General features: G+C 55.8%; 18 protein-coding genes. 11 read left to right on the forward strand and 7 right to left on the reverse strand.

Going from position 1 to position 20,182, the window contains the following annotated elements:
- Positions 1–251 precede the first annotated feature (251 nt).
- The 10 genes from QOX26_RS03680 (at position 252) to QOX26_RS03725 (ending at position 11,076) form a co-directional block, all read left to right on the forward strand.
- Entirely contained in the window at positions 252–1,349 is a 1,098-nt protein-coding gene (locus tag QOX26_RS03680; RefSeq protein ID WP_283673534.1) for a class II glutamine amidotransferase, read from the forward strand.
- Positions 1,349–2,854 (forward strand): glutamate synthase-related protein, encoded by a 1,506-nt coding sequence (locus QOX26_RS03685; protein ID WP_283673535.1) that lies wholly within the window; start codon positions 1,349–1,351, stop codon positions 2,852–2,854. The genes QOX26_RS03680 and QOX26_RS03685 overlap by 1 nt, the downstream gene beginning before the upstream one ends.
- Before the next feature lie 15 nt (positions 2,855–2,869).
- The gene (locus QOX26_RS03690) at positions 2,870–3,298 is read left to right on the forward strand and encodes a 4Fe-4S dicluster domain-containing protein (protein ID WP_283673536.1); all 429 of its coding nucleotides are present in this window, start codon (positions 2,870–2,872) and stop codon (positions 3,296–3,298) included.
- A gap of 5 nt (positions 3,299–3,303) precedes the next feature.
- Entirely contained in the window at positions 3,304–4,542 is a 1,239-nt protein-coding gene (locus tag QOX26_RS03695) for an NAD(P)/FAD-dependent oxidoreductase (RefSeq protein WP_283673537.1), read from the forward strand.
- Positions 4,542–5,264: a glutamate synthase gene (locus QOX26_RS03700; RefSeq protein ID WP_283673538.1), complete on the forward strand. Its 723-nt coding sequence runs from the start codon at positions 4,542–4,544 to the stop codon at positions 5,262–5,264. The genes QOX26_RS03695 and QOX26_RS03700 overlap by 1 nt, the downstream gene beginning before the upstream one ends.
- Before the next feature lie 24 nt (positions 5,265–5,288).
- Entirely contained in the window at positions 5,289–6,608 is a 1,320-nt protein-coding gene (locus QOX26_RS03705) for a glutamine synthetase family protein (protein ID WP_283673539.1), read from the forward strand.
- Between the two features lie 42 nt (positions 6,609–6,650).
- Entirely contained in the window at positions 6,651–7,223 is a 573-nt protein-coding gene (locus QOX26_RS03710; protein WP_283673540.1) for an ANTAR domain-containing response regulator, read from the forward strand.
- 232 nt (positions 7,224–7,455) lie between these two features.
- Complete coding sequence (dapF, locus tag QOX26_RS03715; protein WP_283673541.1) at positions 7,456–8,301, forward strand: diaminopimelate epimerase; 846 nt, start codon at positions 7,456–7,458, stop codon at positions 8,299–8,301.
- Entirely contained in the window at positions 8,298–9,911 is a 1,614-nt protein-coding gene (locus QOX26_RS03720) for a CTP synthase (protein ID WP_283673542.1), read from the forward strand. Before dapF ends, QOX26_RS03720 begins: the two co-directional genes overlap by 4 nt.
- Complete coding sequence (locus QOX26_RS03725; protein WP_283673543.1) at positions 9,901–11,076, forward strand: LL-diaminopimelate aminotransferase; 1,176 nt, start codon at positions 9,901–9,903, stop codon at positions 11,074–11,076. Before QOX26_RS03720 ends, QOX26_RS03725 begins: the two co-directional genes overlap by 11 nt.
- 45 nt (positions 11,077–11,121) lie before the next feature.
- Here the strand turns inward: QOX26_RS03725 and QOX26_RS03730 are convergent, their stop codons facing one another.
- The 6 genes from QOX26_RS03730 to QOX26_RS03755 all read right to left on the reverse strand — a co-directional run bounded on the left by QOX26_RS03730 (position 11,122) and on the right by QOX26_RS03755 (position 16,520).
- Positions 11,122–12,228, reverse strand: coding sequence for a helix-turn-helix domain-containing protein (locus tag QOX26_RS03730; protein WP_283673544.1), 1,107 nt, complete (start codon positions 12,226–12,228; stop codon positions 11,122–11,124).
- Between the two features lie 163 nt (positions 12,229–12,391).
- Positions 12,392–12,580, reverse strand: coding sequence for a hypothetical protein (locus tag QOX26_RS03735; protein WP_283673545.1), 189 nt, complete (start codon positions 12,578–12,580; stop codon positions 12,392–12,394).
- Positions 12,581–12,675: 95 nt separating this feature from the next.
- Positions 12,676–13,884, reverse strand: coding sequence for an aspartate kinase (locus tag QOX26_RS03740; RefSeq protein WP_283673546.1), 1,209 nt, complete (start codon positions 13,882–13,884; stop codon positions 12,676–12,678).
- 52 nt (positions 13,885–13,936) lie between these two features.
- Entirely contained in the window at positions 13,937–14,827 is an 891-nt protein-coding gene (gene thrB / locus QOX26_RS03745) for a homoserine kinase (protein ID WP_283673547.1), read from the reverse strand.
- A gap of 11 nt (positions 14,828–14,838) precedes the next feature.
- Positions 14,839–16,050, reverse strand: coding sequence for a homoserine dehydrogenase (locus QOX26_RS03750; protein WP_283673548.1), 1,212 nt, complete (start codon positions 16,048–16,050; stop codon positions 14,839–14,841).
- 29 nt (positions 16,051–16,079) lie between these two features.
- Positions 16,080–16,520, reverse strand: coding sequence for an ACT domain-containing protein (locus QOX26_RS03755; RefSeq protein ID WP_283673549.1), 441 nt, complete (start codon positions 16,518–16,520; stop codon positions 16,080–16,082).
- Between the two features lie 289 nt (positions 16,521–16,809).
- Here QOX26_RS03755 and QOX26_RS03760 point away from each other — a divergent pair, with 289 nt between their 5' ends.
- Complete coding sequence (locus QOX26_RS03760) at positions 16,810–18,135, forward strand: sodium-dependent transporter (protein ID WP_283673550.1); 1,326 nt, start codon at positions 16,810–16,812, stop codon at positions 18,133–18,135.
- A 90-nt stretch (positions 18,136–18,225) separates the two neighbouring features.
- Here the strand turns inward: QOX26_RS03760 and ftsH are convergent, their stop codons facing one another.
- Positions 18,226–20,142 (reverse strand): ATP-dependent zinc metalloprotease FtsH, encoded by a 1,917-nt coding sequence (ftsH, locus tag QOX26_RS03765; protein ID WP_283673710.1) that lies wholly within the window; start codon positions 20,140–20,142, stop codon positions 18,226–18,228.
- Positions 20,143–20,182: the final 40 nt, after the last annotated feature.

Here is a 20,182-nt window from a genome sequence, read left to right on the forward strand (position 1 = left end):
GCAACATGCAGAAAATCGTACAATTCGCAATAAATGCGCTTGACGGGAACAACCGCCTACTATAAAATGAAAAGCGGACAAAGGCGTCCGCCATAGCTGAGGATTCAGGCATTTCCTCCCTCAGCTATGGCGGGCGCCTTTTTATTTTGTTAATGATTCGCGGTGGAAAACATTATAATATAAAGCATTTCCTACGCGAAGCCCCCGGGCAGGGCAAAAAGCAGCGACCCACATATAAGGAGGAAGCAAGCATGTTACAAAAAGAAGGTCAAGTCCGTATCCCCGCCGGCTGCGCGATCTCCGGCATCTTCCACAAGGACGGCCAGCGAGAGAACGGCACACGCATCATCGATTCCATCCGCACCATGCACGACCGTTCCAACGGCCTGGGCGGCGGCTTCGCCGGCTACGGTATTTACCCCGAGTATGCCGACTACTACGCCTTTCATGTGTTCTATGATACGCAGGCGGCAAAGGAAAGCTGTGAGGCGCAGCTTGAAAAGCACTTCGATATTGTAAACCTTTCGAAGATTCCGACCCGCCGTCATCCCCGCATCACCGATGAGCCGATGATCTGGCGCTATTTCGTCTCCCCCCTTAACACCAAGCTGACCGCAAGCCAGCTCGATGAGTGTGAATACGTAGCCCGCTTTGTCATCCGCATCAACCATGAGCTGGACGGCGCGTACATTTTCTCCTCCGGCAAGAACATGGGCGTGTTCAAGGCCTCCGGCTTTCCGGAGGATGTCGGCGAATATTATATGCTGGAAAACTACGAGGCGTACTCGTGGACCTGCCACGGACGCTATCCGACCAACACCCCCGGCTGGTGGGGCGGCGCACACCCGTTCGCGCTGCTCGACACCACGGTGGTACATAACGGCGAAATCTCCTCTTATGACGCAAACCGCCGCTTCATTGAGATGTTCGGCTATTCCTGCGATTTGCTGACCGATACCGAGGTCATCACCTATATCATCGACTACCTCGGCCGCAAGCTGCACCTGACGCTGGAGGAAATCAGCCGCGTCATTGCCGCTCCGTTCTGGTCTACCATTGAAAAGCAGGAACCCGCCGAGCGCGAACGCCTGACCTATCTGCGAAACGCCTTTGCGTCGCTGATGGTCACCGGCCCGTTTTCTATCCTCGTCGGCTACGAGGGCGGCCTGATGGCACTCAACGATCGTTTGAAGCTGCGCTCGATGGTTGTAGGCGAAAAGGGCGACTCGGTCTACATCGCTTCCGAGGAATGCGCAATCCGCGCAATCGAACCCACGCTTGACAACATCTGGGCGCCCCGCGGCGGCGAGGCCGTCATCGTATCCTTAAATGATGGAGGGAACAACTAATGGCTATCGATTTCTTATATCCGGAATATGAGGTCGTGCGCAATATGGATCGCTGCATTTCCTGCCGCGCCTGCGAACGACAGTGCGCAAACGAAGTGCACAAATATGACCCCGACTTCGGCTACATGACCGCGGATGAATCCAAGTGCGTCAACTGCCACCGCTGCGTTTCACTCTGCCCGACGCGCGCACTCAAGATTGTCAAGACCGATCACACCTTTAAGGAAAACGCCAACTGGACGGGCAAGGCCATTTCCGAGGTCTACCGACAGGCAGGCACGGGCGGTGTACTGCTGTCCTCGATGGGCAATCCGGAGCCGTTTCCGATTTACTGGGATAAAATCCTGATTAACGCATCGCAGGTGACCAACCCTTCCATCGACCCGCTGCGTGAGCCGATGGAGACCAAGACTTTCCTCGGCAAGAAGCCCGGCCATATTGAGCGTGACGAAAACGGACACATCGTGCCCAATATGACCCCACAGCTCGAGCTGAATGTGCCGATTATGTTCTCCGCAATGAGCTACGGCTCGATTTCCTACAACGCGCACGCATCCCTTGCCCGCGCAGCTGTCGAGTTGGGCACCTATTACAACACCGGCGAGGGCGGTCTGCACGAGGATTTCTATCAGTACGGCCCGCATACCATTGTGCAGGTTGCATCCGGCCGCTTCGGTGTACATAAGGATTATCTGGAAGCTGGCGCCGCCATCGAAATCAAGATGGGTCAGGGCGCAAAGCCCGGCATCGGCGGACATCTGCCCGGTCTTAAGGTCGGTCCCGATATCTCCAAGACCCGTATGATTCCGGAAGGCACGGACGCCATCTCCCCCGCACCGCACCACGATATTTACTCGATTGAGGATTTGCGTCAGCTGGTCTTTTCGCTCAAGGAAGCAACTGAGTACAAGAAGCCTGTCATGGTCAAAATCGCAGCCGTGCACAACGTTGCGGCGATTGCGTCCGGCGTTGCCCGCTCGGGCGCGGACGTCATCTGCATCGACGGCTACCGCGGCGGCACGGGCGCGGCTCCGACCCGCATCCGCGACAACGTGGGTATTCCGATTGAGCTTGCACTTGCGGCGGTCGACCAGCGTCTGCGCGACGAGGGCATCCGCGATCAGGTTTCGGTGGTTGTCGGCGGCTCAATCCGCAACTCGGCCGACCTGCTCAAGGCCATCGCGCTCGGTGCGGATGCGTGCTACATCGCAACCTCTGCCCTGCTCGCACTCGGCTGCCACCTGTGCCGCACCTGCCAGTCCGGCAAGTGCAACTGGGGCATCGCGACCCAGCGTCCCGAGCTGGTCAAGCGGCTCAATCCCGACATCGGCTCTCAGCGTCTGGTCAACCTCGTCACCGCGTGGGATCATGAGCTCAAAGAGATGATGGGCGGCATGGGCATTAACTCGATCGAGGCACTGCGCGGCAACCGTTTGATGCTGCGCGGCCTGGGTCTGAACGAAAAAGAGCTTGAGATTCTCGGCATCAAGCACGCGGGCGAATAAGGAGGAGAATCGGACATGAAAAGGGTTTACGTCAACGAAAAATGGTGTCTCGGCTGCCACCTTTGCGAATATTACTGCGCATTCGCCAATTCGGGCAAGTCGTCGATGGTCAAAGCGCTGCGGGATCATAAAATCGCGCCCCGCATTAAGATTGAGGAGCGCAACAACATTTCCTTCGCCGTTTCCTGCCGCCACTGTGAGGATCCGCTCTGCGTCAAGGGCTGTATCTCGGGTGCGCTGACGATCGAAAGCGGCGCGGTACACATTGATTCCGACAAATGTGTCGGCTGCTACACCTGCATCCTGTCCTGCCCCTACGGCGCGTTGTCCGCAGGTGACACAGGCGCGATTCAGAAGTGCGAGCTGTGCCAGAAAAATTCCCACGGTCAGCCGATGTGCGTTGAGGGTTGTCCCAACAAGGCCATTGTATACGAGGAGAGGTGAACAACATGAACTATGTGATTATCGGCAACGGCACCGCCGCCGTCGGCGTGATTGAAGGCATCCGCGTCGTAGATAAAACAAGTCCCATTACGGTCATTTCCTCCGAGCCGTATCCCGTGTACGGCCGTCCGCTGATTTCCTATCTGCTGCTCGGCAAAACAACCGAAGAGAAGATGGTTCAGTATCGCCCGGCCTCCTTTTATGAGGACAACGGCGTAACGGCGATGCTCGGCAAGACCGTTTCCCAAATCGATTCTGCCGCCAAAACCGTGGCGCTGGAAAGCGGCGAGACCGTCCCCTACGATAAGCTGTGCGTCTGCACCGGCTCGCGCCCCTTCGTCCCACCGATGAACGGTCTGGACGAGGTTGCAAACAAGACCAGCTTTATGACGCTCGACGACGCAAAGCACCTTGACACGATGCTGGGTGATGCCAATGACAAGCGCGTGCTGATTGTCGGTGCGGGTCTGATTGGCCTGAAATGTGCCGAGGGTATCTATCAGCGCGTATCCGAGGTCACTGTAATCGACCTCGCGCCCCGCATCCTGCCCAACGTTTTGACCGAAAAGCCTGCGTCTATTATCCAGAAGCATATTGAGAGCAAGGGCGTCAAATTTCTGCTTGCGGACAGTGTCGAGCAGTTCACTGCCGATTCCGCTACACTCAAAAGCGGTAAAACGGTCGGGTTTGACATCCTCGTCGTCGCGGTCGGCGTTCGTCCGAACACCGAGCTTGCCGCCGAGGCAGGCTGCGCCGTCAACCGGGGCATCCTGATTAACGACCATTCGGCCACCACCGTTGCGGATATTTACGCCGCAGGCGACTGCACCGTCTCCCACGACATCGCGGCCGAGACCGACCGCATCCTCGCCATCCTGCCCAACGCCTACATGCAGGGCGAAACTGCCGGCATGAACATGGCGGGCGGCGACCGCGGCTTCAACAAGGCCATCCCGATGAACGCCTCCGGCTTCATGGGACTGCACATGATTACCGCCGGTTCTTACGAGGGAGAGGAGTACCTTACCGAAGAAGACGGCAATTACAAGCTTCTCGTCACCAAGGACGACCATTTGAAGGGCTTTATCCTGATTGGCGAGGTCGACCGCGCGGGCATTTACACCTCGCTCATCCGCGAGCAGGTGCCGCTGTCCTCGATCGACTTTGACCTCATCCGCGAAAAGCCGCAGCTGATGGCATTCTCCCGTGCCGAGCGCGCAAAACAGTTAGGAGGCGCACACTGATGACTGTACAAGCGAATTTGACCTACTATAAGCAGGTAAATGAAGAGGTCCGTGCGACCGCAGACAAGGAAATTACGGTGGAGCATGTAATCGGCCAGCGTTATCTCGGCTGCGGCTCGACCGGCAAAACCATCACCATTCACGGCACGCCGGGCAACGGACTCGGCCAGTATCTCAACGGCTCTACGCTCGAGGTATTCGGCAACGCGCAGGAGGCCGTCGGCGATACGATGAACGACGGCGACATCATCATCCACGGCAACTGCGGAGACGCCTGCGGCTACGGCATGCGCGGCGGGCGTATCTTTATTGAGGGCAACTGCGGCTACCGCGCCGGTATCCACATGAAGGCCTATCAGGATAAAAACCCTGCTGTTATCATCGGCGGCAAGGCAGGCTCCTTCCTCGGCGAGTACCAAGCGGGCGGTCTGATTCTGGTGCTCGGCATCGGACAGGACGGCGCGTATCCGGTCAACAATTTCTGCGGCACGGGTATGCATGGCGGCAAAATTGTGTTAAGATGTGAGCATATGCCGACCGGCCTGCCGCGACAGGTGCGCATCAGCGAAGCGACCGAAGCCGATCTGGCCGATATCCGTCCCTATATCAATGACTACTGCAAGCTGTTTGGCGGCGACGCCGAGGCGCTTGCATCCCAGCGGTTTTTTGTGCTGACGCCCAACCCCGAGGCGGGCTACAAGCAGCTTTACACCTTTAACTGATCGATTTTGGAAGGAGTTGCGGCTTTGGATTACACCATGAATGAAGTCGTGCAGTTTATCGAGGAAAACGACGTCAAGTTTATCCGGCTGGCGTTCTGCGATATCTTCGGCAACCAGAAAAACATCGCCATCATGCCCACCGAGCTGCCGCGCGCGTTTGAGCAGGGCATCCACTTCAACGCCGCCGCGCTCAAGGGTTTCCTCAACATCGAGGATTCCGACCTTCTGCTCTTCCCCGACCCGGCAACGCTGTCCGTACTGCCGTGGCGGCCTGCGCAGGGTCGTGTTGTGCGGTTCTACTGCGACATCCGCTATCCGAACGGCGATCCCTTTGAGGGAGACGGCCGCCACATTCTGCGTCTTGCAATGAAGCGGGCGCGTGCGGCAGGCTATTCGCTGACCATGGGCACGGCGAGTGAGTTTTATCTCTTTGAGCAGGACGACAACGGACACCCTACTATCATCCCGCACGACCATGGCGAGTATTTCGATATCGCACCGCTTGACAAGGGCGAAAACGTGCGCCGCCAAATCTGCCTGACACTTGAGGAAATGGGCATTCAGCCCGAATCCTCGCACCATGAGCAGGGCCCCGGCCAGCACGAAATTGACTTCCGCTACGCCGATGTGATGGAGGCCGCAGACAATTTTGTGACCTTTAAGTCGGTTGTCAAATCGATGGCAAGCGCGAGCGGCCTATACGCTTCGTTCCTCCCCAAACCCCTGCCGGACGCGCCGGGCAGCGGCCTACACCTGAGCATTTCACTCCACAAAAACGGCAAGAACGTTTTCCTGCCCTCGTTCGATGAATCCGAGGATGGGCGGCACTTTGTCGCCGGCATTCTCCGCCGTGCCGCGGAAATGACAATTTTCGGAAATCCGCTGACCAACTCCTATTCGCGTTTGGGCGAATATGAAGCGCCCAAGTATATCACCTGGTCACATCAGAACCGCTCTCCGCTCATCGTCATCCCACTAACGGCGGCGGGTACGCCCAACCGCCTCAAGGTGCGCGCGCTGGATGGCTGCATCAATCCTTATATCATTTTTGCGCTGCTCATTCATGCAGGCCTTGATGGCATTGAACAGAAAACCGTGCTCGCCCCCGCGTGCGATGTCAATCTCTTCACCGCACCGGATGACGTGCGCGAACGCTATCAGGCGCTTCCCGTTTCGCTCTGCGAAGCAATCAAATGTGCTTCCGGCAGCGAATTTATCTCCGGCATTCTGCCCGAAAAGACCCGGAACAGCTTCTTTGCCTCCAAGCAGACCGAGCACGACCTCCTAGCCACGGCTGACGATCAGCTTTCCGCCGAACGCATTCTCTATTTCGAGCGGTATTGATCAGAGGGAATCGTACACACAGCTAAAGGAGGGGGAGCCAAGTTGGAACGAGTTTTAATCGTATCCTCCACAGAGAAATCGCACACCATGCTTGCACAGTTTTTAACGGCCTGCGGCGTGCAGGCGCAGACCCTTTCCGCCCTTTCGGGCGCGGAGGCACGCCGCATTCTGGTCGAGCAGGAATATGACCTCATTCTCATCAACGCGCCCCTGCCCGATGAATTCGGCCACGAGCTGGCACAGACCGCGGCGCAGGACAGTCTGGCGGGTGTGATGATTATTGTGAAGGCGGAAATGAGCGACGCGGTCGCTGAACGGGTTGAAGACGACGGCGTGTTCGTCATTCCGAAGCCACTGAACCGCGCCCTGTTTTTGCAGGCGCTGCGCATGACCCGCGCTTCCCGCTCACGGCTGACCGGCCTGCAGAGCGAAAACCGCAAGCTGCTGAAGCGTATTGAGGATATTCGCCTGGTTGACCGGGCAAAATGTATTTTGATTGAGTGCTGTGCCATGACCGAGCCCGAGGCGCACGCTTACATTGAAAAGAGGGCAATGGACAGCCGGCTAACCAAGCGGCAGGTCGCCGAAGAAATCCTGAACACCCACGAGGAGTAAAAGACAGGGCAAAGCATGCGGCCTTTGCCCTGTTTTCTTATTTTTGTTTTCCGTTGTATTTTATAAATATTCTCCGTCAATTTGGTCAGAATGGACGATATAGAGCGTTTTTGTACCCCGATGTTCGGCTTTACAGGAAAACTTACATATGATATACTGATACTGTATGAGTCGGATTCCGTCAAGATTCCGTCTCATATGCCATTTTTTGTATATTAAGGAGTGATTGCGCGTGAAGCTGTCCTTTACCAAGATGCACGGCTGCGGCAACAACTACATCTATTTCAACTGCTTTGAGCAAACGATTGCCGACCCGGAAGCGCTTTCCATTCGGCTGAGCGAGCCGCACTTTGGCATCGGCGGCGACGGCATCATCCTGATTAACCCTTCCGATCGGGCGGATGCGCAGATGCGCATTTTTAACGCCGACGGTTCCGAGGGAAAAATGTGCGGCAACGGCATCCGCTGTGTCGGCAAATACCTGTACGACAATGGTATGGTCGACGGCCGCACGACAATCACGGTTGACACACTCTCAGGCGTTAAAACGCTTACACTTTCCGTTCAAAACGGCAAGATGGAGACCGCCTGTGTCGATATGGGCGCGGCCATCCTGACCCCGCGCGACATTCCGGTCGACCTCGACGGTGAGATTGCCGTCGACGCACCCTTGGTCGTAGATGAAAAGGTCTATCACATCACCTGTGTTTCCATGGGCAACCCGCACTGCGTCATTTTCCTCGATGAGGATGTCGATACGCTCGACCTGACGCGCATCGGTCCCAAGTTTGAACATCATCCGCTCTTTCCCGAGCGCGTCAATACCGAGTTCGTCAACGTTATGCCGGACGGCTCGCTCAAGATGCGCGTATGGGAGCGCGGCTCGGGGGAAACCTGGGCCTGCGGCACGGGCGCATGTGCAGTCGGCGTGGCGGCCTGCCTGAACGGCCATGCGCGCAAGGGTGAGGATATCACCGTCCACCTGCGCGGCGGCGACCTGACCATTCATTATACCGATCAAACCGTGCTGATGACCGGCGCGGCCACTACCGTTTTTGAGGGGGAAATCGAAATATGACCAAATACATTTTCGTAACCGGCGGCGTTGTCTCCGGACTGGGCAAGGGCATCACGGCGGCCTCGCTGGGTCGTCTGCTCAAAATGCGCGGCCTGAAGGTCGCGGCGCAGAAGCTCGATCCGTATATTAACGTTGACCCCGGCACGATGAGTCCGTTCCAGCACGGCGAAGTGTACGTCACCGAGGACGGCGCCGAAACCGATCTGGATCTCGGCCACTACGAGCGCTTTATCGACGAGGACCTCAACAAGTTCTCCAATCTGACCACCGGCAAGGTGTACTGGAATGTGCTCAATAAGGAGCGCGCCGGTGAATACCTTGGCGAAACCGTGCAGGTCATCCCCCACATCACCAACGAGATTAAGTCGTTCATCCACTCGGTCGGCAAGAAGACCTCGGCCGATGTTGTCATCACCGAAATCGGCGGCACAACGGGCGACATCGAATCTCAGCCCTTCCTTGAAGCCATCCGGCAGGTCGCGACCGAAGTCGGCCGCCGCAACTGCCTGTTTATCCACGTAACGCTCGTGCCCTTTATCTCGGGTTCGAACGAACCCAAGTCCAAGCCCACCCAGCACTCCGTTAAGGAACTGCGCGGCCTTGGCATTTCCCCTGACATCATCGTTGCCCGCGTCGATCAGCCGCTGGACGAGGAAATCAAGCGCAAGATTGCACTCTTCTGCACCGTGCAGGAAGACTGCGTTATCGAAAACCGCACGCTGCCCGTGCTGTATCAGGCACCCCTGATGCTCGAGGAGAGTCACCTGTCCGACATCGTCTGCCGTGAGCTCGCCATCGGCGCGCCCAAGGGCGATATGTCCGAATGGACCGATATGCTCGCCCGCATTGCCGCGCGCAAGCATCATGTTAAGATTGCACTGGTCGGCAAATACGTCAAGCTGCACGATGCGTACCTCTCGGTCGCTGAAGCGCTGCAGCACGGCGGCTACGAGACAGAGTGCTTTGTCGATATCGACTGGGTTGACTCCGAGGAGATCAACGAATCCTCTGTGGACAAGCTGCTCGGCGAGGTAGACGGCATCATCCTGCCCGGCGGTTTCGGCGGCCGCGGCGTTGAGGGCATGATTTGCGCCGCCAACTATGCGCGCACACAGGGTATCCCCTACTTCGGTATTTGCCTGGGCATGCAAATCGCGGTCATGAGCTATGCACGCAATGTGCTCGACTTTGCGGACGCAAACTCGAGCGAGTTTGATCCCGATTCGAACCACCGTGTCATCGACCTGATGGAGAGCCAGCAGGGCGTTTCCAAAAAGGGCGGCACGATGCGTTTGGGCGCGTATCCCTGCAAGGTGCGTCCCGGCACAATTATGGCGAATGCATATGGCGCGGATATGATTTCCGAGCGTCACCGCCACCGTTATGAGTTTAACAATGCATTCCGTGAAGCCATCGAATCCAAGGGCATGCTGATTACCGGCACATCACCCACAGGCGAGCTGGTGGAGACGGTCGAGATTCCGACCCACCCGTTCTATATCGGCGTGCAGTTCCACCCCGAATTCAAATCCCGCCCCAACCGCGCACATCCGCTGTTCAAGGCGTTTGTCGCGGCATCTCTGAAAAGGAGCCAAGAACATGCAGATTAATCCCAACTATGCAAATCTTGAACAGAGCTATCTGTTTTCCACCGTTGCCCGCAAGCAGCGCGAGTTTGCTGCGGCGCACCCCGAAGCTGACATCATCAAGCTCAGCATCGGCGATGTAACCCGTCCGCTCGTACCTGCTGTCATCGATGCGATGCACGCCGCAGTCGAAGATCAGGCCAAGCAGGAAACGTTCAAGGGTTATGGCGATGAGCAGGGCTACGGCTTCCTGCACGATGCGCTGGTCGGCTACTATAAGGATCACGGTGTGACCCTTGCGACCGACGAAATCTTCATCTCCGACGGCGCGAAGAGCGATCTCGGCAACATTCTGGATATTTTCGGTGCGGATAATACCGTGCTCATTCCCGACCCGGTTTACCCGGTGTATGTGGATACCAACGTCATGGCCGGCCGCAAGGTCGTATTTGCCGACGCGAACGAGACAAACGGCTTCCTGCCGCTGCCCGATGCGTCCGTCAAGGCTGACATCATCTACATCTGCTCACCCAATAATCCGACCGGTGCGGCCTATGACCGCGCAGGGCTGAAGGCTTGGGTGGACTATGCCAACAGCATGAACGCCGTTATTCTGTATGATGCAGCGTACGAGTGCTTCATCGAGGACGAAAACCTGCCCCGCTCCATTTACGAAATTGCGGGTGCGGAAACCTGTGCGATTGAGTTTTGCTCCTTCTCCAAGATGGCAGGCTTCACCGGCACACGCTGCGGCTGGACGGTCGTTCCCAAGGCGCTGATGGACGGCACGGTGAACAAGATGTGGCTGCGCCGTCAGACCACCAAGTTCAACGGCGTGCCCTACATTGTACAGAAGGGCGCTGCCGCATGCTTTACCGAGGAAGGCATGAAGCAGATTAAAGAGACGCTTGGCTATTACAAGCAGAATGCCAAGGTACTCGCCGCGACACTCGACGAACTGGGCATCTGGTACACGGGCGGCAAGAACAGCCCGTACCTCTGGCTCAAGTGCCCGAACGGCATGGGTTCGTGGGAGTTCTTCGACTACCTGCTCGAAAACGCGCACGTTGTCGGCACGCCCGGCGCAGGCTTCGGCTCGAATGGCGACGGCTTCTTCCGTCTGACCGCATTCGGTGATCAGCAGCGTACCGTTGAAGCGGCAGCGCGGCTGAAAAAGCTGCTTGGCTAATGCAACAAACAATAAAGCCGACCCTTCGGGGTCGGCTTTATTTCGTTATCGCTGTGTATACTCTTGGACGTGTCCAAAATTGTCTGTCAGTGTGACACGCACTTCATACGAATCATATTCCGAACATGGATATTTTTCACTGCCAAACGAACAGGTCAGTGTAGTATAGTGGAACGCATCGCTGTCCCACAGCATACCATCCATTCCGATTTGATCGAACTGTTCGAAACCCTCCAACGGCACTGGACCAGATACGTCTTTTCCTTCAATATACAGTGTTGCGTAGCCGCTGACCGGCCAATTACTTAACACTGAATCCTGCATTGCCGGAATCACCTCAACCGAAGCGCTCTTCAAAAAAAGCTGCCCCTCACTCCACACCGCAGTACTAGGTATTAGTACCTCCATCTGATATTCTCGCTTCAAATCTGTATATTCCTGTATAGGCAGATTGCGTGTGATACCATCCTTGGTCAGCATCAGCGTGAGTGATACAGTATCTGCCAGTGGGATGGATACCGAACATTGATAGCTGCCATCCGTCACCTTGGCATCACCTGTCACAGCAAGTTCTTCACTACGCAGCGAGATTTTTGCCGTTTCACTTTCATCGAAAGTGCGTGGTGTCACGCGAATGTCAAAGGTCAATTGCTCCCCGTCGTATGAGCAGGATACATCACTATCAACAAACTCTGCAGAATCCGATTCTGTTGGTGCAGGCACATAAACCGTTCCCCCGTTTGGAATCCAATTCACCTGATTTTGCAGCTGACTTAGCCACACCAGTGACACCACATTGCACACAACGCTTGCACACAGCAGTCCTGCGACACCCCAGATTATCCATCTCATCTTTCGCGTCCACTCTGGCATATGAGGGTCAGAACAATCATCAATGGATACTGTTTCCGGGGGATTTTGCTCCTCTGATTGCTCCGATTTCCCGGGCAATGGCTCATCCGGCCGCAGCAGCGTGTCCACCGGCACACCGAACAGCCGTGCAAGCTCCACCAGATTATCCATTCCCGGCACGGCCTGATCCGCTTCCCACTTGGATACCGCTTGCCGCGAAAGCCCCAGTTTCTCACCGAGCGCTTCCTGACTCAATCCCCATTCCCGGCGCAGCGCCGCGATTTTTTCGCCTGTTGTCATGGCCTCCCACCTTTCTGTCAGTCTTCATCCTACCGCAAAGCACGCTTGTTGACCACCACCCCGCCGTTTCTTTTTGTCAACCAGCGGTTGCGTGTGCCTTTTTTATTGAAAAAAACCCCGAAAGACGTCTCTTTCGGGGTTTTCGGCGCTTATGTAGGCGCAATTACTCGATACCTTCGCTTTCACCCTCGGCGCGATTATTAAATGCGTACTCCGGGCACTTAGCCTTTGCTTCTTCCTCAGTCGCGTACGGGCAGGTGCGAACACGGCCCTCGGTCTCCTGCAGGGCTACACAGATCTTCTCCGTGCCGGTCGCATTGCGGCGGCGGAACAGACACCAAAGCTTTTTCATGTGGATTCTCCTTTTCTTGTCATCGGTTGGTATAGGTTTATTATACCTTGCAAAATCCGGATTGTCAACGAGATTGATAAATAATTATCAATATTTTACGCGCCAAAAAACTGCTCATGAATTGCCTTGACAGCCTTTTCGCTGTCTTCTTCGTTAATCAGCACGGAAATCTTGATTTCAGAGGTCGAAATCATACGGATATTGATGCCCGCCATCGCAAGTGCCTCAAACATTTTAGCTGCAACGCCGGAGTTGGAGGCCATGCCTGCGCCAACAATCGAAACCTTGGCAACCTTGGTGTTGATGGAAACATCCTCATAACCCAGCATTTCCGCATTGTCCTTCAAAATCACGGTAACGCGCTCTGCATCTTCCTCCGGAATGGTAAACGAAATGGACTTCTTGTTATCCCGACCGACCGACTGCAGAATAATGTCGATATTGACATTGTGCTTTGCCATCAGCGAGAACACCTTAAACGCAGTGCCCGGGGTATCGGACAGGTTAATCAGCGCAACGCGCGCGCACTTATTGTCACGGGCAACGCCGCTGACATTCAACTTTTCCATGTGAGAGCCCTCCTTGACTTTGGTACCCGGGTTGCGGGTAAAACTGGAAACGACCTCAAGGTCGACATTATACTTCTTGGCCATTTCAACCGAGCGATTATGCAGCACCTGTGCGCCCAGAGACGCCAGTTCCAACATCTCATCATAAGTGATGGTATCCAGCTTGTGTGCGCCGGACACGATACGCGGATCGGCAGTGTACACGCCGTCTACATCGGTGTAAATCTGGCATAGGTCCGCGCCTACCGTCGCCGCGATTGCAACCGCAGTCGTATCCGAACCGCCGCGCCCCAGTGTAGTTACGTCGCCCATCTTATTGATTCCTTGAAAGCCTGCCACGATAATGATGCGGCCATTGTCCAGTTCCGCCTTCAAACGGTCGCCCGCGATGCGCTTGATGCGAGCATCCGAATAATTGCTGTCGGTCTCAAGGCCAATCTGCCAACCGGTCAGCGAAACGACCGGGAAGCCGAGCTTCTGGATGGCCATCGCGAGCAGCGACATGGAAATCATTTCGCCCGTGTTAAGCAGAACATCCATTTCACGCTTGGACGGACGCTCGTTCAGCTCCGCAGCTTTTTCGATCAAATCATCCGTGGTATCCCCCTGCGCCGAAACGACGACAATGACCTGATTGCCAGCCGCCGCGGTTGAGGTCACGATATCCGCCACGTTCTTCAGTCGTTCGGTATTGGCAACCGAGGTGCCGCCGAACTTTTGCACAATAAGACTCATACTTGTAACTTTTCCTCCTTATATGCCAACCTGCCATATGGCAGATGAACAATCAAATCCACTTGGTGACCGCACCAACCTCGTCACAGCGCAGCACAATCGGCTTCCAGTGCGGGTATTTTTCCTTGCACATGGCCTGTGCGCGGGTTAAGTAATCGCGGTCGCCCTTGTAAACCAATGCGATGATGGACGGTCCCGCACCCGAAATAAAGGTGCCCAGTGCGCCCAATTCCTTTGCGCCGCGCACGATGTCCTCCCCGTTGTCTATCAGACCGAAGCGGTAGGGCTGGTGCAGGCAGTCACCGGTAGCAACATCCAGATTTTCGAGCTTACCGGTCGTCAGCGAACCGGCGAGCAGGGCTGCGCGAGCGAGGTTAAAGACCGCGTCGTGGTGTGCAATCGTCTTGGGCAGCACAGCGCGTGCCTTTTCGGTTGAAAGTTTGAAATCCGGAATGAACACGATAAAATCAATGGCGCCGTGCACCGGCACGCGGACGTTCCACACGTGTCCATCTTCCAGCAAAGCGACGCAGAAGCCGCCCAGAATCGCGGGCGTGGAATTGTCGGGGTGTCCCTCAATCGTGGCCGCAAGATCAATTACATCCTGCCGGCTCAGCGGCTCGCCCAACAGCGCGTTTGCGCCGAGAATACCCGCCACTGTGCAGGCCGACGAAGAACCCAGACCGCGTGTCTGCGGAATGGCGCAGTCCTCAATGATTTTCAGACCGGCGAGGGGCTTTCCACATTCATCATACACCCTTTTGGCGCACTGATAAATCAAATTCCGCGCATCTTTCGGCACGAATTGTCCGTTTTTATCAATAATGTCGATGTGATCGCTCTCTTCGATGTCAATCACATTGTATAATTCCAGTGCAATACCGATGCTATCGTATCCCGAACCCATATTGGCGCTCGTGGCAGGGACAGTGACTCTTACCATATCGTCCCTCCTTACAGCATACGCATCGCGGCGAGTACCTGCCCCTTCCGGGCAAGCACTTCGCGCTTTTCGCGCATTTCGGCTGTGGACATTTTTCTCGTCTGCACCACAACTACGCCGTGTGCCGGCTCGGTCACGCTGTCCACGGGCAGCACGCTCTCAAGGTCGCTCTGCGTGCCCTTAAAGCGGACATACCACGCGCTCTTGAGTGTATCAATCGGACGGAGCAGCTTTTTCGAGCCATCTCCCCACGAGATACGACGGCGCTGTGCACGGTGCTCGATGCAGTCGAGCATATCGGCAACAACGGCGGATGCCGTTGCCAGCTTGCCCGCGCCCTTGCCATAGAACATGACCTCGCCCGTTGCGTTGCCGTCGACCATGATTGCGTTAAACACGTCCTCAACCGCCGCCAGCGGGCTTTCCTTGCGAATCAGGTGCGGTGCAACATAGGCATAAGCCGAGCCATCCTCGTTGCGCACCGCGCGGCCGAGCAGTTTGATGACGCAGCCGAGCTTATCGGCGTTGGCAACGTCCTCAAGGGTGATTTTCGTAATGCCTTCGCAGGGCACTTCGTCCGGCTCAAACTTGTCGCCAAAGGCCAGATCGGACAGAATGCAGATTTTGCGGCAGGCGTCGTGCCCTTCAATATCAGCAGTGGGATCGGCTTCGGCATAGCCGTTCACCTGCGCCTGCTTGAGTGCATCCTCAAACTTGACGCCGTTGTGAATCATCTGTGTCAGGATATAGTTGGTCGTGCCGTTTAGGATGCCGCAGATTTCGTTAAATTCGTTCGCAGCCAGGCACTGAATCATCGGACGGATAATCGGAATACCGCCGCCGACCGATGCTTCAAACATGTAGTTCACGTTATGCTCTTCCGCAATCTTGAGCAGCTCCTCACCGTGCGTTGCAACCAACTCCTTGTTGGAGGTGCACACGCTCTTGCCCGCAGCGAGCAGGCGCTTGGTGAACTGATAGGCCGCGCCCACGCCGCCCATCACCTCGGCTACAACCGTGATTTCAGGGTCATTTTCGATGACTGCGAAGTCGCTTACAAACTTATGTCCATAGGACAGCGCAGAAAAATCACGCAGATCAAGCACATACTTGACCTCGACCGCCTCGCCTGTGACGCGGGCAATCTTGTCAGCGTTCATTTCAAAAACTTCATAAACGCCCGATCCGACCGTTCCATGCCCCATAATTGCTGCTTTTATCATCTTTCTGTTCCTCCCGGGTTAGTTGTTGGTTATTCAGACGCCACGATTTCTATTTTGTTGACGCCTTCCAGCTGCTCGGCGCGGTGCATCAGCTCCTCCACCGAGTATTTCATCTCCCCTGTGCGCGCTGCGATGGTGACCAATGCCTGACCGCGCATGGGAATGGACTGATTGATCGTCAGCAGATTGGCGCCCGACTTGGCCATCAACCCCAGAATGCTGGACAGCACACCCGGCTTGTCATGCAGTATCAGGTGGAAGGTGACGATACGGTCGGTCGTGACCTCAAAGAAGGGACGGACGCCGTCCTTATACTTATAATATGCGCTGCGCGACAGACCCGCCTGCTGGGCAGCCTCGCTTGCCGTGGAAGCATGACCCGAGGCGATGGCCTCGTTGGCTTCGATCACCCGTTGGAAAACTTCGGGCAGCAGCGTACGCTCGACCAGATAATATTTTGGCTTAATCATGCGTTGTCCTCCTCAAAAAGACAAGTGTCTTTTTCACGCTTATTTAGCATACCATACCCCGCCTTACAAAGCAAGGGTTGATTCGATAAAATACTACTATTTTTAACCTGTGATTTAGCCAAAGTGACGGTGCAAGGCTTTTCCATCGGTGTCCTATGCCAAATTAGAACAAACATTTATGGTAAAAGTGTGGATACGCATTGACTTGTCCCCGAGCCGGTTTCATGTTATACTATCAAAGTACGCACTTTAGGTGTTTATCAGTTAAAATAACGGAGAGTATGGTAAGATGCAACAAAAAAATGGAAACGGAACGTTTTCCTCAAAAATCGGCTTTGTGCTGGCTGCGGTCGGCTCCGCGGTCGGCATGGGCAACATCTGGATGTTCCCCTATCGCACCGGTCAGTATGGCGGCGCGGCCTTCCTCATTCCCTATCTGCTGTTTGTGGCGCTGTTCGGCTATGTCGGACTGTCAGGCGAGTTTGCGCTCGGCCGGCTGACCCGCACCGGCCCGATTGGCTCGTATGAGCATGCGATGAAATCCCGCGGCAAAAAGGGCGGCGCATTTCTCGGGTCAATCCCGCTGTTCGGCTCACTCGGCATTGCAATCGGATACGCAATCATCGTCGGTTGGGTCGTGCGCTCAGCGTTTGGCGCGCTGACCGGCACGCTGATGTCCACCGAGCCCGATGTCTTCTTTGAGCAGATGAGCGCGTCTCACCTCAGCAGCGTGCCGTGGCACGTGATTGTCGTCGTCATTACGGTGCTGATTTTGATTGGCGGCGTATCCAGCGGCATTGAAAAAATCAATAAGGTTATGATGCCCGCTTTTTTCATCCTGTTCATCGTCATCGCAATTCGCGTGGCCTTTCTACCCGGCGCAATGGAAGGCTACAAGTATCTGCTCGTGCCTGACTGGAGCTATCTGTTCAATCCCAAAACATGGATTATGGCGATGGGTCAGGCCTTTTTCTCCCTGTCCGTCACCGGCTCAGGTATGATTATCTACGGCTCGTACCTATCTGACAAGGAGGATATCATTCACTCCTCCACCATGACAGCTGTACTGGATACCTGCGCCGCTATGCTCGCCGGCTTCGCCGTGCTGCCTGCCGTGTTCGCCTTTGGGCTCGACCCGCAGGCGGGCCCCAAGCTTCTGTTCATCACACTTCCCCGCGTGTTTCAGCAGATGCCGGCAGGCCGTCTGTTCGCCTTCCTGTTCTTCCTCTCGGTGCTGTTTGCAGGCATTACCTCGCTTGCCAACATGCTCGAAGCCGTGTCCGAGGCTGCACAGAGCCGCCTGAAGCTCGGCCGTAAAACCGCAGTGCTGCTCGCCGGTGCGGCGACCCTTATCGTCGGCCTGTTCATCGAATATGAACCGCTGATGGGCACGTGGATGGATATTATCACGATTTATGTTGTTCCGATTGGCGCTGTGCTCGGCGCTGTCATGATTTACTGGGTGCTGGGTGTGCCCAAGATTAAGGCAGAACTCATGATTGGCCGCAAAAAGCCGATTGGCCGCGGCTTTGATTTCCTTGCCAAGTACGTCTATGTGCTGCTTGCGGCGATTGTTGTCATTTGCAGCTTCCTCATTCCCGGGGGAATCGGATAATCAAAAGAACGAGACCGCTGCTTATGCAGCGGTCTCTCTTTTTACGCTTCATATAAAAACCCCTGCGGCAATCGCCGCAGGGGTTTTGTGTTATTCTTGGTTTTCCTTGCGTTCGCCTTCGGGCGTCAACTCAGTCTGAGCAGGTGCGTCCTGCTTCAGTTCTGTAATCAAATCATCGCCCACTGTTTTATCCGGCACGACCTCACCCGCGTAAACCTTCTTGAACGTATCGCCGTCCATAGTTTCATTGCGAATCAGATACTCGGCCACACGCGTCATTTCAACCGTGTGCTCGGTCAGCAGCTTTTCACAAGCACGGTGCGCTTCCTCGATGATGCGGTGCACTTCTTCGTCGATTTCGGCAGCCTTCATCTCGGAATAACCCTTACCGGCCGCAAAATCGCGTCCCAGGAAGATTTCGCCGTTGTCCGCGCCGTAATCAATCGGGCCGATCTTATCGCTCATACCATAGCTGGTGACCATGGCACGCGCCATTGAGGTCGCCTGCTTGATGTCGCCGTATGCACCGGTTGAGATGTCCTCCATCACCAGCTGCTCAGCCACACGGCCACCCAGACAGACCACGATGTACTCCTCCATATACCGGCGGGTACGGTATGCCTGATCCTCCTCGGGCAGCGGCATGGTAAAGCCGCCTGCGCCGGACGAGCGCGGGATAATGGTCACATGGTGCACCGGATCCTGCGTCGGCAGCACGTGGAAACAAATTGCGTGACCGGCCTCATGATAAGCGGTCAGCTTTTTATCCTTCTCCGTGATGATATGGGTCTTCTTTTCAACACCCATGACCACCTTTAGGAGCGACTCCTCGATTTCCTCGAGCGTGATGAATTTCTTATTGCGGCGAGCTGCAAGCAGCGCCGCCTCATTGAGCAGATTTTCAAGATCCGCACCGGTAAAGCCTGCGGTTGTCTTGGCAATCGAATCAAACTTCACATCGGGATCAAACTGCTTGTTGCGCGCATGCACCTTGAGAATGGCTTCACGCCCCTTCACATCGGGTGCGCCGACATAAACCTGACGGTCGAAGCGACCCGGACGCAGCAGCGCGTTGTCCAGAATATCCTTTCGGTTGGTCGCCGCGATGACGATAACGCCTTCGTTTGCACCGAAGCCGTCCATCTCGACGAGCAACTGATTGAGCGTCTGCTCACGCTCGTCGTGCCCGCCGCCGAGGCCTGCGCCACGCTGACGACCCACTGCGTCGATTTCGTCGATAAAGACAATGGCAGGGGCGTTCTTCTTGGCCTGTTCAAACAGGTCGCGCACGCGACTCGCGCCGACACCGACATACAGCTCAACAAAATCAGAACCGGAAATCGACAGGAAGGGCACACCGGCCTCACCTGCAACCGCACGCGCAATCAGCGTTTTACCGGTGCCCGGAGGGCCCACCAACAGCACGCCCTTGGGGATGCGTGCGCCAATCTGCACGAATTTCTGCGGATTTTTCAGGAATTCAACGATTTCCTGCAGCTCCGCCTTTTCTTCGTCCGCACCGGCCACATCGTCAAAGGTGACCTTGCGCTTATCGTCCTGCGCGAGCTTCGCACGCGCCTTGCCAAACTGCATCGGGCCGCTGCCGCCGCCCGACTGCTTGTTCATCATGAAGTACCAGAACGCGCCAAACAGCACGAGCAGAATCACATAGGGGACAAAATTCGCCCACCACGGGATGTCCTGCGACTTGTAGTTGACCTGTTTGAGCTCGCCGTTTTGCATCTGTGTCTGAATGGTCTCGTTCAGGTCATTGTAGAACACGCTGAAGTAATCGCCCAGATCAAAGGTAACGTTCTGGTTTTCTTCCTTCAGGTGCATGGTCAGCACGCCGTTTTCCACCGAGTAGGCATCCACCTTTTCCTCGGTGAAGTAGCGGTATACATCCGAATACTGCAACTCCTGCCCCTGCTGTGCCTGACTGAGCACATAGCTGACACCGGCCAGCAAACAGACCAGTATGATGAGATAGAGGCCGAAGCCCTTCATTTTTCCTTTCAAATCGGTATCACACCTCTTTCTTTGGAGA

It is taken from the genome of Butyricicoccus sp. Marseille-Q5471 (assembly GCF_951230135.1).
Classification (GTDB): domain Bacteria; phylum Bacillota; class Clostridia; order Oscillospirales; family Butyricicoccaceae; genus Agathobaculum.

What these genes read in the sequence shown, in the direction of transcription:
- QOX26_RS03695 (WP_283673537.1), top strand. Translation starts at nt 3,304, where the DNA reads ATGAACTATGTGATTATCGGCAACGGCACCGCCGCCGTCGGCGTGATT.
- QOX26_RS03725 (WP_283673543.1), top strand. Translation starts at nt 9,901, where the DNA reads ATGCAGATTAATCCCAACTATGCAAATCTTGAACAGAGCTATCTGTTT.
- QOX26_RS03750 (WP_283673548.1), bottom strand. Translation starts at nt 16,050, where the DNA reads ATGATAAAAGCAGCAATTATGGGGCATGGAACGGTCGGATCGGGCGTT.
- QOX26_RS03685 (WP_283673535.1), top strand. Translation starts at nt 1,349, where the DNA reads ATGGCTATCGATTTCTTATATCCGGAATATGAGGTCGTGCGCAATATG.
- QOX26_RS03760 (WP_283673550.1), top strand. Translation starts at nt 16,810, where the DNA reads ATGCAACAAAAAAATGGAAACGGAACGTTTTCCTCAAAAATCGGCTTT.
- QOX26_RS03740 (WP_283673546.1), bottom strand. Translation starts at nt 13,884, where the DNA reads ATGAGTCTTATTGTGCAAAAGTTCGGCGGCACCTCGGTTGCCAATACC.
- QOX26_RS03690 (WP_283673536.1), top strand. Translation starts at nt 2,870, where the DNA reads ATGAAAAGGGTTTACGTCAACGAAAAATGGTGTCTCGGCTGCCACCTT.
- QOX26_RS03700 (WP_283673538.1), top strand. Translation starts at nt 4,542, where the DNA reads ATGACTGTACAAGCGAATTTGACCTACTATAAGCAGGTAAATGAAGAG.
- thrB (WP_283673547.1), bottom strand. Translation starts at nt 14,827, where the DNA reads ATGGTAAGAGTCACTGTCCCTGCCACGAGCGCCAATATGGGTTCGGGA.
- ftsH (WP_283673710.1), bottom strand. Translation starts at nt 20,142, where the DNA reads ATGAAGGGCTTCGGCCTCTATCTCATCATACTGGTCTGTTTGCTGGCC.
- QOX26_RS03735 (WP_283673545.1), bottom strand. Translation starts at nt 12,580, where the DNA reads ATGAAAAAGCTTTGGTGTCTGTTCCGCCGCCGCAATGCGACCGGCACG.
- QOX26_RS03680 (WP_283673534.1), top strand. Translation starts at nt 252, where the DNA reads ATGTTACAAAAAGAAGGTCAAGTCCGTATCCCCGCCGGCTGCGCGATC.
- QOX26_RS03720 (WP_283673542.1), top strand. Translation starts at nt 8,298, where the DNA reads ATGACCAAATACATTTTCGTAACCGGCGGCGTTGTCTCCGGACTGGGC.
- QOX26_RS03730 (WP_283673544.1), bottom strand. Translation starts at nt 12,228, where the DNA reads ATGACAACAGGCGAAAAAATCGCGGCGCTGCGCCGGGAATGGGGATTG.
- QOX26_RS03755 (WP_283673549.1), bottom strand. Translation starts at nt 16,520, where the DNA reads ATGATTAAGCCAAAATATTATCTGGTCGAGCGTACGCTGCTGCCCGAA.